This window comes from Streptomyces sp. NPDC054975 (assembly GCF_053609105.1).
Genome location: NZ_JBSGWV010000004.1, coordinates 75,643 through 88,755, shown reverse-complemented (window position 1 = coordinate 88,755; position 13,113 = coordinate 75,643). Strand labels below are relative to the sequence as shown.

Annotated in this window: 13 protein-coding genes and 1 tRNA gene; 5 read left to right on the top strand and 9 right to left on the bottom strand. The window is 67.2% G+C overall.

What is annotated here, in order from left to right:
- Window positions 1-242: 242 nt before the first annotated feature.
- The 7 genes from ACWF79_RS06925 to ACWF79_RS06895 all read right to left on the bottom strand — a co-directional run bounded on the left by ACWF79_RS06925 (window position 243) and on the right by ACWF79_RS06895 (window position 6,122).
- Complete coding sequence (locus tag ACWF79_RS06925) at window positions 243-2,330, bottom strand: hypothetical protein (protein WP_453726999.1); 2,088 nt, start codon at window positions 2,328-2,330, stop codon at window positions 243-245.
- A complete protein-coding gene (locus ACWF79_RS06920) occupies window positions 2,318-3,901 on the bottom strand; it encodes a hypothetical protein (protein ID WP_453726998.1) in 1,584 nt (527 codons plus the stop codon). Before ACWF79_RS06920 ends, ACWF79_RS06925 begins: the two co-directional genes overlap by 13 nt.
- A 94-nt stretch (window positions 3,902-3,995) precedes the next feature.
- Complete coding sequence (locus ACWF79_RS06915; RefSeq protein ID WP_453726997.1) at window positions 3,996-4,238, bottom strand: hypothetical protein; 243 nt, start codon at window positions 4,236-4,238, stop codon at window positions 3,996-3,998.
- An 18-nt stretch (window positions 4,239-4,256) separates the two neighbouring features.
- The gene (locus tag ACWF79_RS06910; RefSeq protein WP_453726996.1) at window positions 4,257-4,586 is read right to left on the bottom strand and encodes an RRQRL motif-containing zinc-binding protein; all 330 of its coding nucleotides are present in this window, start codon (window positions 4,584-4,586) and stop codon (window positions 4,257-4,259) included.
- Complete coding sequence (locus ACWF79_RS06905; protein ID WP_453726995.1) at window positions 4,583-5,587, bottom strand: DUF2637 domain-containing protein; 1,005 nt, start codon at window positions 5,585-5,587, stop codon at window positions 4,583-4,585. The genes ACWF79_RS06910 and ACWF79_RS06905 overlap by 4 nt, the downstream gene beginning before the upstream one ends.
- On the bottom strand, window positions 5,584-5,859 hold the full coding sequence (locus ACWF79_RS06900) for a DUF6303 family protein (protein ID WP_453726994.1): 276 nt from the start codon (window positions 5,857-5,859) through the stop codon (window positions 5,584-5,586). Before ACWF79_RS06900 ends, ACWF79_RS06905 begins: the two co-directional genes overlap by 4 nt.
- Entirely contained in the window at window positions 5,859-6,122 is a 264-nt protein-coding gene (locus ACWF79_RS06895) for a DUF6284 family protein (protein ID WP_453726993.1), read from the bottom strand. The genes ACWF79_RS06900 and ACWF79_RS06895 overlap by 1 nt, the downstream gene beginning before the upstream one ends.
- A gap of 418 nt (window positions 6,123-6,540) precedes the next feature.
- On the opposite strand from ACWF79_RS06895, the gene ACWF79_RS06890 reads away from it, so the two are divergent.
- The 3 genes from ACWF79_RS06890 to ACWF79_RS06880 all read left to right on the top strand — a co-directional run bounded on the left by ACWF79_RS06890 (window position 6,541) and on the right by ACWF79_RS06880 (window position 9,003).
- Window positions 6,541-7,329: a GntR family transcriptional regulator gene (locus ACWF79_RS06890; protein ID WP_453726992.1), complete on the top strand. Its 789-nt coding sequence runs from the start codon at window positions 6,541-6,543 to the stop codon at window positions 7,327-7,329.
- Window positions 7,326-8,006, top strand: coding sequence for a YdcF family protein (locus ACWF79_RS06885; RefSeq protein WP_453726991.1), 681 nt, complete (start codon window positions 7,326-7,328; stop codon window positions 8,004-8,006). The genes ACWF79_RS06890 and ACWF79_RS06885 overlap by 4 nt, the downstream gene beginning before the upstream one ends.
- Window positions 8,007-8,160: 154 nt before the next feature.
- Entirely contained in the window at window positions 8,161-9,003 is an 843-nt protein-coding gene (locus tag ACWF79_RS06880) for a DUF3800 domain-containing protein (protein WP_453726990.1), read from the top strand.
- 7 nt (window positions 9,004-9,010) lie between these two features.
- Here the strand turns inward: ACWF79_RS06880 and ACWF79_RS06875 are convergent, their stop codons facing one another.
- Together ACWF79_RS06875 and ACWF79_RS06870 are read right to left on the bottom strand one after the other, a co-directional pair.
- Window positions 9,011-10,504 carry a hypothetical protein gene (locus ACWF79_RS06875; RefSeq protein ID WP_453726989.1) on the bottom strand — a complete coding sequence of 498 codons (1,494 nt, stop codon included), beginning with the start codon at window positions 10,502-10,504 and terminating at the stop codon, window positions 9,011-9,013.
- Window positions 10,501-11,103 carry a hypothetical protein gene (locus ACWF79_RS06870; RefSeq protein WP_453726988.1) on the bottom strand — a complete coding sequence of 201 codons (603 nt, stop codon included), beginning with the start codon at window positions 11,101-11,103 and terminating at the stop codon, window positions 10,501-10,503. Before ACWF79_RS06870 ends, ACWF79_RS06875 begins: the two co-directional genes overlap by 4 nt.
- A 304-nt stretch (window positions 11,104-11,407) precedes the next feature.
- Between ACWF79_RS06870 and ACWF79_RS06865 the strand changes: the two genes are divergently transcribed.
- Both ACWF79_RS06865 and ACWF79_RS06860 read left to right on the top strand, forming a co-directional pair.
- Window positions 11,408-11,471 (top strand) — tRNA-OTHER (locus tag ACWF79_RS06865).
- Between the two features lie 942 nt (window positions 11,472-12,413).
- Window positions 12,414-13,040, top strand: coding sequence for a hypothetical protein (locus ACWF79_RS06860; RefSeq protein WP_453726987.1), 627 nt, complete (start codon window positions 12,414-12,416; stop codon window positions 13,038-13,040).
- Window positions 13,041-13,113: the final 73 nt, after the last annotated feature.

The window sequence follows — 13,113 nt, the reverse complement described above, 5'->3', positions numbered from 1 at the left end:
GGTGTTCTTCTATTTTGTGGGGTTTCTCGCTCACCGGTCGTGGAGTCCGGGGGGGGCGGGGGCCGCTCCCGCTTTACCCCCCCCCCCCGCCGGGATGGTGACGCTTGGTGGTCGTAGTGGTTAGTGCCTACTGGCTAGTGGAATACGGGCTGTTCAAAGCCCCTGATGGCCACTAGAGAGCCGTTCTACTGGCTAGTGGCAAGTTGCCGGTATCCACTAGCCAGTAGCTCTCTGTAGAGCGCTCAGGCGTGGTCGGGATGGACGTATACCGAGTGCGGGCCGTTGTCCCGGTAGACCAGTTCGCCCCGCTCGGCCGCCGCCTTCAGCGCGGCGCGGACAGCCTGACGACTGCGGCCCACCATGTCGGCGACAGCGGAGGGCTTCATGCCCTCGGAGCCCGTCGCCGCGATCGCGGCGATCGCTTCGGGAAGCCACTCCGGGCCCCCCGAGTCTTTTCGGAGCGCGGAGAGGTTCAGCCCGGACGGGGTCGGCTGTTCGGTCACCGGCTCCGTGCTGGTGGGTTCGGGGGTTGTGGCGAACTGGGCGTCGATCTGCTCGCGGAACTTCCGCGCCAGTGCGTCGGCTTCGGACTCGATCACCGGCGGCTGCTCGGTGCGCAGGGCGGACAGGTTTAGGCCGCCCGAGGCGCCGGCCGACTCGGCCGAGGCGCCCGCGGCCGGGGTGGGGTCGTGGTCGTGGATCCAGGCGGTGCGGGCGTGGTCCCAGCGGCGGGCGTAGTCCGGCCCGGCCGCCTTCGCGGAGATGGCGTCGAGGGTGGGGTGGCGGTCGGAGGTGGCGGCGACGATGTCGCGGATCTGGTTGGGCAGGATCCGCCAGGACTTGAACAGGGCAGCCGGGGACTCGGGGGTGCCCATGAACCCGGATCCCTTGTAGGGGGCCTGGTCCACGCGCAGTCCGCGCGAGCCGGGGAACTGCTTGCTGAGGTCCATGCCCTCGGTCTCACCGCCGGTGAGGGCGACGCGGACCTTCGCTTCCCGGCGGATCATCAGGTCCCCGAGGACGGCCCCGGTGGCTCCGAGGGCGGTCAGGACGGTACGGATGCCCATGGCGCGGGCGATCCGAATGACTTCGAGGATCTTCTTGGCCAGGACCTTGGTCGGGCGGTCCATGCTCGTCAGGATCTCGGCGCCCTCGTCGATGACGATCTCGATCTGCGGGATCTGGGCGCTGATCGGCAGCAGGTCGGTGTTCGCCTTCGACATGAGGTCCTGGTAGGCCATCTTGCGGTGCTTCGCGATCCGCACCGCCGCGTCCAGCATCAGGGCGGCTTCCTCGTGGGTGGAGGCGAGCCAGTCCACGCCCGGCCGCAGCCCCTCGCCGTCGCCGGTGAGGGCGGGGCGGGCCCAGGGCAGGCCGGCGGAACCGGCGTTGAGGTCGATCACCCAGGTCAGGACGTCGGTGGTGCGGGCGAATCCGGCGAGGATCGTGTGGACCATGTTCGTCTTGCCCGACCCGGTCGGCCCGACCACCAATGCGCACTGCTCGCGCAGGTAGGCGCGGACCTCGTCCGCGTTCGTCCGCAGACCCCAGGGGATCCCGGTGAGCAGGGACAGCGGCCCGTAGTCGGTCGGGTAGGTGACCTCCTCGGCGAGCACGTTCACGGTGGTCACGTCGATCAGGACGCGGCCCTGGTCGATGCCCTGCGACGCGGACGCGGTGCAGCCGTGCGGCAGCCGGGCATCCGCAGACAGCCGGGCCGACTCCCGCGCGATCCGGTCGTAGGTGGTGCCGCCGGCGGGGAGTTCGGCGTCGATCGTGAACCCGGAGCCGGTCGGCCACTGCTCGACGGCCAGGACGCGAACCGTGATGCCGCAGACGCGCTGGATCCGGTCGACCCACTCGGCCGCGATCGCCCGCCGCTCGGCGGACAGTTCACGGGCGACCTGCCGTTCCGCGGCGGCGATCGCCTCCAGCTCGCGGGCTTCCTCGTGGAGGAGGGTGGCGCGGGCGGCGGCACCGAGGCCGACGCCGAGGGTGGCGAGTGAGCCGAGGGCGGCCCAGGTGAGAGGGCCGGTGGTGATGGCCCAGGTGGTCCATCCGGCGCCGACCAGCCAGGACGCGGCTCGCATTCCGATGGTGCGGGCGGAGAGTCGGTCTTTCAGGCTGGTGACGGTGTGGCCGATCGCGCCGGCGGCGCCGACGGCGAGGGCCCATCCAGCGGGCATTCCGGTGGCGGCGCCGGTGGTGGCGACGGCGAGGGCGCCGGTGGTGGCGGACAGAGCGCCGGTCACGGGTCCGTGACCGGCCGCCCAGTCCCACACCGGCCCCGTCGTGGTGGCGGTGTTGTTGGCCATGGTCAGACGTTCCATCCCTTCTCGGCCTCGGGCCCGTTACGCGGGTCCTCGTGGCGGGCGATGTCCTGCTCGTGGGCCTGCCGGAACAGCGGACCCATGTCCTCCGCGACCGCGACCGCGGCCATCAGGGCGCCGAAGATGTCGTTGAAGCCGCCCGCGACTTCCTTCTCCAGCGGGAATTCCGAGTCGGACCGCTCGGCGAGGATCTTCATCACGTTCGCCACGCTGGTCAGCGCGGCGGGTAGTCCTTCGACCATGGCCAGGATCTCCATGGCGTTCTCGGGGTCGTAGCTGTTGGCCGCGGCTTCCATCTCCGCCGCGTACTCCTCGAACCGGAAACCCGACACGATCTCTCCCTCGGTGTTCTCACTGGTGGGTGCTGCAGGGATCAGGCCGGCGGGACGCTCGACCTGGTCCCCGATCTGCTCGGCGTTCTCGTCGGTGGCCTCGGCGTCTATGGCGGCCTCGGCGTTCTGGAGGGCCGTGTGGATGGCCTCGTCGCGGTTCTCGCGCTGCTCGGCGGCGGTGCGCATGAGGCGGGCGTAGAGGCGGCGCCCGGGGTGGATCAGCCACGCCAGACCGAGCTTCCGCCCGATCGGCGACGTCACGAACCCGACGATGCCGAGCGCGCCGGCGAGCAGGGCCGCGAGCAGCCGACGCCGCTGGAACCGGGCAGCTGACTTGCGCAGAGCCCTGCGGGCTTCCTTCCGGGCGGGTGCCTTGCGGACCCGGTCCCGCTGGCCGTCGACTTGCCCGGCGGCCCTGCGGTCCCGCGCCGTTCGGGCACGCTCTATCGCCGCACTGCGGGCCTTGCCGATGCGTCCTGCGGCCTTGCTCACAGCTCGGCCGACCGGGCCCTTCTTCGCGAGGGACGCGGCCCGCTGGTCGGCCTTCGCCTGTCGTCGGGCGTCCGCCACGGAACGGCGAGCGCCCTTCGTGTCGTTGCGGCGAGCAGCTCGCGACGGCGACGTTTGCCGAGCTGCGTCCCGCAGGGCTTTAACCTGCCCGACCCGGCCCGCAGACCGGCGGGAAGAGGCGGAAGTGCCGGACGAGGTCAGACCGTTCGTCGGCGACTTCCGCAAGCGGTCCAGCCGGGCAGGCTTCTTCCCGGCCGGGGAGGATCCGCCAGTGGTCCGGGATCCGCTGCTGCGACCGCGACCAGCGGCTTTAGTGGTGCCGGCGTTCCCGTTACGGGCCTGCGTCGGCACACGGCCCGAACTGCGTCGGCCGGTCGACCCCGTCCCGGCCGCGGTACTCGACCTGGCCGTGCGCCCCTGCGTCGTCTGGGCCTTGGGCTTGGCCTTGCGGTCGTGGCGGTGGCGGGTGGCTGCGGCGGCGGTGCCGAGGACGACCGCGCCGGTCGCGGCGACCGCGAGCGCGGCCGGTCCTCCGACCAGTGCGGCGGCGGCCAGCAGGGAGGCGGTGGTGTTCGTGCTGGTCACGGCGAGCGGGACGACCGGCCACCCGCCAGGGGTGTGGTCGACCACGGCGGCGGCCGGGGTGGGGGTGGGTTCGGGTGTGGGGGTCGGGGTGCTGTCCGGAGGGGCGTCGGGGCCTGCTACCGGAGCGAGGGTGGTGTCCGTCATGCTGGTGTGCACTCCTTCGCGGAGAACAGCAGAGCCCGCACGCGATGCTTCCTACGGCGCCGCGTACGGGCTCTGCTGGGCGAGGTGTTGCAGGTCAGAGCCGGTTCGGCTCCAGGGAGAAGAAGACGACGTTCGCCCGGGTGAACTCGGGGTTCTCCGCGCTGATGCGCTCGCGCAGCCACAGGAAGACGTCGTTGCGGGTGCTTGTCGGGCCCGGGGTGAAGGTGCCGTGCCAGGTGCTGGCGATCCGGCCGGGCATGTCGAGGGTGAGCACGTAGTGGTGCGAGCCGTGCTGCTGGACGGTCGGCGTGGTGTTCTGTTCGGTCTGGCTGCTCACGCGGTGTCTCCTGTCGCGTCAGGTGGTGGGTGCGTCGGCGCACGGGGTGCACATGCCGAGCGAGCGCGGGATGCGATATCCCGCGTCGCGACGGCAGTTGGGGCAGATCCGCTGGGCCGCGTTCGCTCGCTCGAGTGCCGCCCGGCGAGCGGGGGTCATGGGGCGGATGGGTTTGGCCTGGTCGATGCGGTAGAGGTAGGCGACCAGCGGCCCACGACGGCGCCGGGGGCGCTGCAGCTCGGCGGCGACGTCCTGCCCGCCGGGCCGCAGCCCGAGCGCCCGCAACTGTCGGTAGGTGGCGTATCCGTCCGGGGCCAGGCGCCACCGGTAGACCGGCAGGCCGCTCACGACGAGGCACCTTCGAGCGTCCGGCCGGCGGCGGTGTCGCGGTGCTCCTGGTAGCGGGTGGAGACCCAGCCGACCGACCAGCCGCACAACTCGGCTGCCGACCGGACCGGCAGCCCCTCCGCGAACGCCGCGGCGACGATCTGACGGGCGCGGTCTTCCGGCAGCTTCTCGTTCACCGGACCGCCGGAGAGCAGCAAGGCGCGTTCACGAGCCTCCCGCTCCTCCCGCTCCGTCTGCTCCCTGCGGGCCGCTTCTTCGCGGCGCCGCGAAGCTTCCTGGCGGCGCTGGACGGCCTCACGTTCAAGGCGTTCACGCTCGCGTTGCTGGTGTTCACGCTCGCGTTCACGGCGTTCACGGGCCTCCCGCTCTACCCGCTCCCGCGCCTCCGCCTGCTCGCGTTCGGCACGGCGTGCGGCTTCCTCCCGCTCGGCCTGTTCACGGACGAGGCGGGCCTCATGCTCACGCTGTTCACGAGCCACTTTCTCGGCGTACTCGCGCTCCTCGCGGGCCCGCCGCTCATCCGCCTCGCGCCGTTCAGCGGCCGCCCGATCGCGCTCTGCCTGCTCGGCCCTGCGCTGAGCTTCCCGCGCCGTTAGGGCGGCGGTGATGGCCCGCCGGTAGGCGAGTCCGGTCTCCGCCGTGACGATCAGCAGCAGCGGCGCGACCGCGTGCACGGCCACGCCGACCAGGTCTTTCCGAAGCGCCGAGTCCGCGACGTTCAGGGCGAGCGTCATGCAGCCGGTCATCCACCGCAGCGCGACCGGCCACCCACCGCCATGCCCGCCCAACCGGGCGAGCACGGCATCCAGGCGGACCACGATCACGACCGCAGCGTCCACCACCAGCGGCAGGATCGGCGCCGTCCAGTCCCACTCATCCGGCGTGTGGGCGGCCATGAGCGGGGTGACGGTGAGGATCGAGTAGAGCATCGCCCCACCGACGATCAGCCACGTCCCGACCGACAGAGCGCGCTCGGCTGAACGGATCTGAACACTGTTCATTCCGGCGCCTCCCGCACCTCGACCGAGGCGATCAGACGGACCGCGGAAGCCGGGTCATCCGGCCACACGCTCGACTCGGTCCACTGCCACTCGGCGCCGTCCGTGAACACGTAGCCGAGCGCGTTCAGCGCCCGTGAACGCTCCCGAACAGTCGGCACCTCACCGCAGCCGAGGTCCGCCTCGGGCCAGGCTGAGACCGGCCCGGGCAGCACCACATACAGCCGCCAGCGGTCCTGGCGGTTCGACAGGTGCGCCGTGAACGTCGTGGCCATCACGCCACCTCCGAGGTGCCCGCGGCGGCCTGGTTGGTGAGCGCGAGACGGGCCGCGAGCACGCGCCGGCGAGCCCGGCGGATCCGGCGCTTGTCGATCAGCGACGGGGTCTGGTCAAGCGTTGCGATCTGCGCGTCGAGCAGGTCGACCTCCGCCCGAATCAGCGGCATCTCGATCTCGATCGCGTCCAGCTCCGCGTCCGACGGCTCGCCGTCGAACGGGGTGGCCGTAACAACGGCCTGAAGTGCAGCGATGGACTTCATTGGGTGTGTTCCTTCCACAGAGGAACGGCCCGGAACGAGGCCCCGGAGCTGCAACTCCGGGGCCTCTCGCCGTTGGAACCAATCCGGCTCCCCTCAGCCCCGCCCGTACGAGACGGGCAGAGGAGGCAACCGGCCGCAGCCGTCTCAGCTGCGGAAAGGTTGGTGCGCGGACCTACGCCGAGCTGGCCGCCTTTTCTGAGGAGGCGGCGACCTCGTCACGCTGTTGAGTTCTCAAAGCACCGTCGCTTCCTTGGAGCCGTTTCACTGGCCCTCCGGGCGCCGGGAGCAGCCCAAAGAAGGCCATCCCCCGCTCGCTGTCCTAGGACTGCGGGCGTCTGAGATGACAATGGCGCACAGTCCCAGGACTGTCAACAGTCCTGGGACTGTGTTTGACTTGTCTTGTCGAGAGGAGTTCTGCGTGGCACCCAAGTGGCGAGAACTGGCAGACAAGCTCGCTGAGCGGATCAGGAGTGGCGAATACGCCCCCGGTCGCCAGCTGCCGCACATCCGAGACCTGGTGGAGGCCGGTGAAGGATCGAAGTCCACGGTTCACGCGGCGTACAAGGCCCTGGAGGCTGAAGGGCTCGTGACCTCGTCCCGAGGCCACGGCACAGTCGTACGGCAGCCGGCGCCGTTGAAACGACTCGGCATCGCCCGATACGACAAGACGAAGTGGCGAGACGGCGATGAGGTCGCGTTCATCGCGGACCGTGTGGCGTCGGGTCGGGCGTACAAGCGGGGCGAGCAGACGCAGAATGTCAGTCGCGTACCCGCGTCGGCCCTCGTGGCGGCGGCTCACGGGCTGCCCGAGGGAGCGGATGTATACGCGCGCGCCCGCCTCGTGAAGGAGGGCGACCAGCCGACTCACACCCTGACCAGCTACTACCGGCCCGAGCACGTCGAGGGAACACGCATTGTCGACCCGACGCCCGGGCCTGCCGGCCCGGGCGGCGGTTTCCGCGTGCTCTACGACGCCGGATACGAGATCGACCACATGCGCGAGGAGCTGTTTGCCCGGATCCCGACAACTGAGGAGGCGACGCTGCTCCAGCTGGCTCCCGGCGAGTGGGTGGTCGAGCTCCACCGCACCACGTACACGGCGGACGGCACCGTTGTTGAGTTCGCCATCGGCATCCACGCGGCCAGCCGCTTCGCGTGGGCGTACGACTTCAAGGTCCCCGACTCGGCACAGGAGGCGACGCAGTGATTTCGCCACAGGCGTGGTCCGACGCCCAACTGCTCTGGGACTTCCAGCAAATGCACCACGAGCCGCGCCCCTGCTCGGTCGGCATCGGACTGGGCAGCCACGACCTGGGTGTGGCAGAGGTGACGGCCGACCTATACCAACGCGGAATGTTCCCGCTGATCGTCTTCACTGGCGCCACGAGCCGCACGACACGCGATCGGATGCCTCGCGGGGAAGCTGAGCACTACCGGGAGCGGGCGATAGAGCTGGGGGTGCCGGCGTCTGCCATCCTCGTCGAGCCGAAGGCGCGGAACACGGGCGAGAACATCCGCTTCACCCGCGCCCTGCTCGCGGAGCAGGGCGTTGGCGTGTCGTCCATCCTGCTTGTCAGTAAGCCGTACGAGGAGCGCCGGGCCTACGCGACGGCCCGCAAGCTCTGGCAAGAGGTCGAGATCGTCAGCGCATCCGCCCCCATGACGCTCGCGGAGTACGTTGATTGGATCGGTGACGCCCGCCTAGTCCTCGACATGCTCGTTGGAGCGCAGCAGCGCCTGCTGATCTATCCGGAGCAGGGATTCATGATTAGCCAGCAGGTTCCCGAGGCCGTCACTGCGGCCTACGACCGCCTCCGAGCCGAAGGGTTCACGAGCCGCCTCGCTTTTACGCTGCGAACGGGCGGGCAGGACCCGTCACTGTGAGGCCATGCATACGGCCCATCGCCGTGCGGGTCGATGGGCCGTAATCGATACAACCATCACGCCGCTCTGACAGTCTCCGACGCAAGCAAGCTGAGCATGCACCTGCCTGCGCGGATGCACCTCGGGCACGCTGAACTGGAGGCAGGGAACGACTATGCAGCTGGTCTTTATCGATGACAGCGGGCAGCGCAAGCCGCGGCGGGGTGGACTCGGCGAGCTTGTCTCTGTAGGGGCCGTCATGTTTCCCGAGGATCGGGTAGCCCTCTACTCCCAGGCCGTCAGCGCCCTCCGTGCTGAGATCGGCATGCCCGAGGGCGACGAGTTCAAGTGGAACTCGCCCAAGGGAAGCTTCCTTGCGCAAGCAGGAGGCCAGACGGTAAAGCAACTCCGTAGAGGTATGTTGCAGATAGCAGCGGCATGTCAGGTTCGCACTGCGGTCGTGATCTGGGATCGCGGTCAGGTTCCCTGGGACAAGAGCGAAGTAGCCAGCGAGATTCTGAGCTACCTCTACGAGCGAATCGAGCGCCAGCTAAAGGAGAATGACGAGCGTGGCGTAGTCATCGCCGACGTCCCCGGCGGAGGCTCCTCGGACCATAGCAAGTGGCTGGCTGGAGTCTTGGACCTAACCACCCTAGGCACTCGTTATGCGAGGCCAGAGCAGGTCATCATGCCGATCGTTACGGCACCTTCCCACCACGTCCCGCACCTTCAACTTGCTGACCTCGTTACAGCTGCTACGACTGCGGCCTTCGCCGGCCAGACATCCGGACTGGAACTCGTGGAGCTGCTGAAGCCGCTAGCCCGAACCAACGCCTATGGCTCCATCGGTGGCGCTGGGGTCGTCTTGTGGCCCAACTCTCTCTATGACCTCTACTTCTGGGTTCTCGGGGAGAGCGCGTACTGGAGAGGTGGCACGAGCCACGCGCTGGGGCCAAGCGGAGAGCCGTTTGCGACGCCCGGCCGGCCGTTTCGAGAGAGCGACGGCCTGCCCGAATGAGGGATGCCTATGACTCGATTTCCCTAGCCTCCGTGACGGAGCCCCGCAGCGATCGCTCCGAGGGACTAGGCGAGACCTGGTCGAGCTCGAAGAGGGTCGGCTGCACCTGCTCCTCCGAATAGTAGCGGGTCACGTGATTCAGCGCCTCGCGCTCCTCCTCCGTTAGGGATGTGAGTAGGGTCAGAGCGACCGGGGCGAAAATACCTAGGGGAAATTTGGCTGCGGTTCTCCCCTTCCCTGTCCGGCTTGGGAAATCACATACCAGCGGCCGAGATCCGAAGAGCGATGCAACTGCCGTTTGCACATAGGCGGTTGCACTGAAAGTGCGAGACAGGTTGATCAGCTCTTCGTCGTGCGCTACGTCGTCTCGATTGACTGTGGCGTACGAGACGGTCCGAGTCGGGGTCGCGAGTTCAAGTTCGCTGATTGGGACTCTGCGTTGTTCGGCCCGGCGCAGCAGTTCCTGGAGCGAGATACCGTCGCCCTGCTGTGCCTCAACCCTAAGCTCATCCACCTTGCCTGCGAAATAGGTGGAGGAACTGGGCCCGCGAAGGCAGAGCATCTCTCTTTCGAGGGTCCACCGAAACTCTGTAGATTCATCCTCGCCCAGCTCTCGCTGGCGATCAAGGATTCGACATGCCCGCGCATGGAGAACGTCTAGGTTGCTGCCAATCAAGTACTGCAGATTCTCCGAGTCATTCTCCAGTCGGAGCCGAGAAACAGATTCGAGAGTCAGAGGGCGACCGATACGCCGCCAGAATTCGTAGTCATTGATCGGGGGGAGTTCGAGTAGGAACTCGAGTGCTGTTGCATCGAGGTCACCCGAAACCTCTTGTTCGCCAGGAAAGTTACTTGCCGTACCTCCAGAGCCTACCCAGACGGCCCCGAGAAATCGCAGCAGTCGCGACGTCCGGCGCTTGTCGAAGTGGCCGGAGATTTGGGCAACCGCAGCGGCCGTGGCGCGAGAGTCAAGCCGCTTGGCACCGCTGAACCCAGCCGCGACACCGGACGCCATGGACTCGGCTTCCCTTTCGGTTAGAAGGCCTCTTCCTCCTTGGAGTACAGCGCTAGATGCGAGACCGACAACCGGCTCACTGTAGCGGCTGCGGATGAGCACTTCCATTCCGCGTGAGTCGGCGAGAAGCGTGTCGTCATCTCGGGCAGCGTCTTCTTCCTGGCCAATCCGCAACGGGTCTTCGCCGACTGGGTCGAGAGCAAATACGATCGGATCGTGCTTACGAATTGCTGCAACGTCATCGCGGAGCACATCGGGACGGGTGTCGGATTTGAGGAAAACGAAACGCTCGCGCTCGTTCGGCCAGGAAAGAACGAGATCCGGAGCGAAGCTGTGATTAAAGAAGTCGGTCTTCCTTACTGTCGCCCGAGTGTCAGTCTGGGCTAGTTCGTGGGCGACGACAGTCTTGATTCGATTGACGGCCTCACGAGGGTCGGCCACTTCGAATGCCGCATGCAGCGCACTGGAAAAGTCAGTCACCGTCACCGGACTCCCTCCAGTACTTCATTCTTCTGAATAAGGGCGCGATGCTCGCGTGTAATTACGAGCTGCTCTTGCTTCTCCGACAGTACGATCATCCATAGCCGGTCCGCTACCCAGCCAACGAGTTCGTTGTCGATCTGCGACTCTACTTCTTCGGGAGGGATATCGCCAAATACGTCGACACTATGCTTATGGAGGGCTTTTTCAATCCACTCCTTGGAGAGCAGCTTGTTCCAGTCCTGCACGTTGAAAGGGCACCAGGTGATCCACATGAAGTGGTCGACGAAGCATTGGGGATTGCTGGCAATCACGTAGCATTTGGCGAGATAGCTTAGGTAGTGGGTGCCCTGGTCTCCCGGGGTCGAATATTTTTTGCACTCCGCCATGAATATATCGTTGTCGAATTCGCCGCCGCAGAGCAGACCGCCGAGGTCTAGGGAGAACTGAGTTTGCTTTCCTGTCGGCCAATTGAACGTCATGCGCCGGCTCCATTTGGGATCCGTGTTGGTCCATGAAGCCTTGACACGCGTAGTGGCTTCCAGCCACTCCTTCGCTCGTCTGGCACCGTCGGCGCCGATCTCATGCAGATCTTCTCCCGGCATGTGGTGACCATACGTGGCAACTGACGGTGTGGGCAGAGGATTGGTAACACTGCATGAGCGCTCAAGTACGCCGCTGGCTGCCGCGTAGTCGCCCGGAGGCTAGTCAAGCCACTCGCGTGCGAGGGGAGGGCAGGTCGGTGGGCTTCTCTGTGCCGCAGGGGCGGTTGCCTTGCGGGCAGGTCCTGGCGTCGGCATGGAAGATGAGGTGACGGCAACGTCTGACGGCAACGTCGACGAATCTGAGCGGCCCTGAGCGCGCTTGGAGGCAGGCGGCGGGCTGGCCACATGTCGCGCCAGCCAAGTCGGGCGTGGGGCTGGTCGAACTTACAAAGCAGATGTCGGCGGTTCGAAACCGTCCGCGCCCACCAGTAGGTAGCACGACGAAGGCTCAGGTGACCGGTACTGAACCGGGAGCCTGGGCCTTGTTCGTTCCTCAGCTGCGGAGGCTGGGGAGAGGCGTCGTGTCAGTTACGTGCCAGATGCGTCGCCGGGCTCTGCTGGCCGGACCTTCCTGATCTGCTCGTCGACGTGGGCGGCGATGGCGTGGTCGCGGCCGTTCACCAGGTGCTGATAGATCAGCGCGGCACGGACCGATCTTCAGCTCTCGGCTGGCGGCCAGCAGCTCTCGGCCGGCGGGCCCTTAGCCATGTGCCCCACCGTGCTCCCGTGTGCGCCTTCCTAGCTCTTGCTAGTGGAGAGACGCTGCCAGGGTCCGTGCGGACTCTCGGGAGGGAGAAGGCGTGACCCAGCCGAAGTGTGGGGCTCCGAAGAAGAGCGGGGGCCGGTGTACGAGGCCGGCTGTCGTGGGCAGCGGTCAGTGCTACCAACATCAGGGCGAGTGGACAGCCCGAGCACAGGCGGACCGAAAGAAGAAGGAGGCCGAAGCGAAGAAGAAGGAGCTTCGGAAGAAGAAGCGATCCTGGTGGTGAGCGGCGGCTGACATCCACGGCTGACATCCACGGCGGCGGATGCGGAAGGTCGGAGACGGTCGGTAGTGGCAGCACAGCCTTCGGCTGTTGGATGCGGACGGCCAGGCCGGTCCAACTCCTAAGGCGGTGGTCAGCTCCATGCCGTATAGCAGCGGAGTACAGCAACCGTGGCGATCGCAGCCGACCCCCAACGCACTCGTGGGGCTGAGCGGCCAGCCCAGCAGACCTCAGCGACCGCCCGGCCCGTAGCTTGCATCGGGGTGCTTGCCGGCTCGCAATAGGTTCACTTCTGCACCATGTGGCCGGATCGCCCCCTTGCCTGCGCTTCGCGCGCCTGTCACACAGTTGATAGGCGGGGCGATCGGGGGAGGGGACAGATCTATGTCTGTGCTGGGTGAGGATCAAGCTGTGCCGTCGGCTTGGGCGGTCGAGCGGTTTGGACGCGGCGCCGGCAAGCTTGCCGTGGCGCTCCCGGTTCAACTGGCCCGGGCGCACGCGCGGGCTCACGCCGTGCACCTCACGGCCGGGCTGAAGAAGCGGAGCCCGTATGGCTCCACACTGGCTGAGGCGGTGCGCGAGAACCTGGCTGACACGGCACGGGAACTAGGGGAGTCTGTCCGAGACGTGCGCGGGTATGAGTACGCCGTGATCAACGATCACGCGCTCTTCCCATTCAGGTACGCAGACAGGCCGCGGCCGCTTGATCGGGCGCGGCTCGCTTCCAACACCTCCCCTACACGGCGCCGTCTGTTCCGGGCGCATGGTCCGGAGCCTCAGGATGCCCTCTTCGATCTCGACGACGACCTGACGACGGAGGACTACCTGGAACTGCACGAAACCTTCGAGGAGCTGGGTGCGTCCACGAAGCTCGTGTGCGTGTTCTTCACGGCAGACCCGGAGAACGGCATCCATGTGATCCATTGGGGAGATGCCCGCCTCGAACCCGACCGCACGTTCAGCTGGCCCTACAGGGAACAGCTCCCAGTCGCTCCTCAGCCGCTCGAATGACCGACGCGGGACCTTGACGGAGCCGCTGACAGCGGCATGCCAGTTCCGTGCCAGATGGCACGGTCAGCGACGG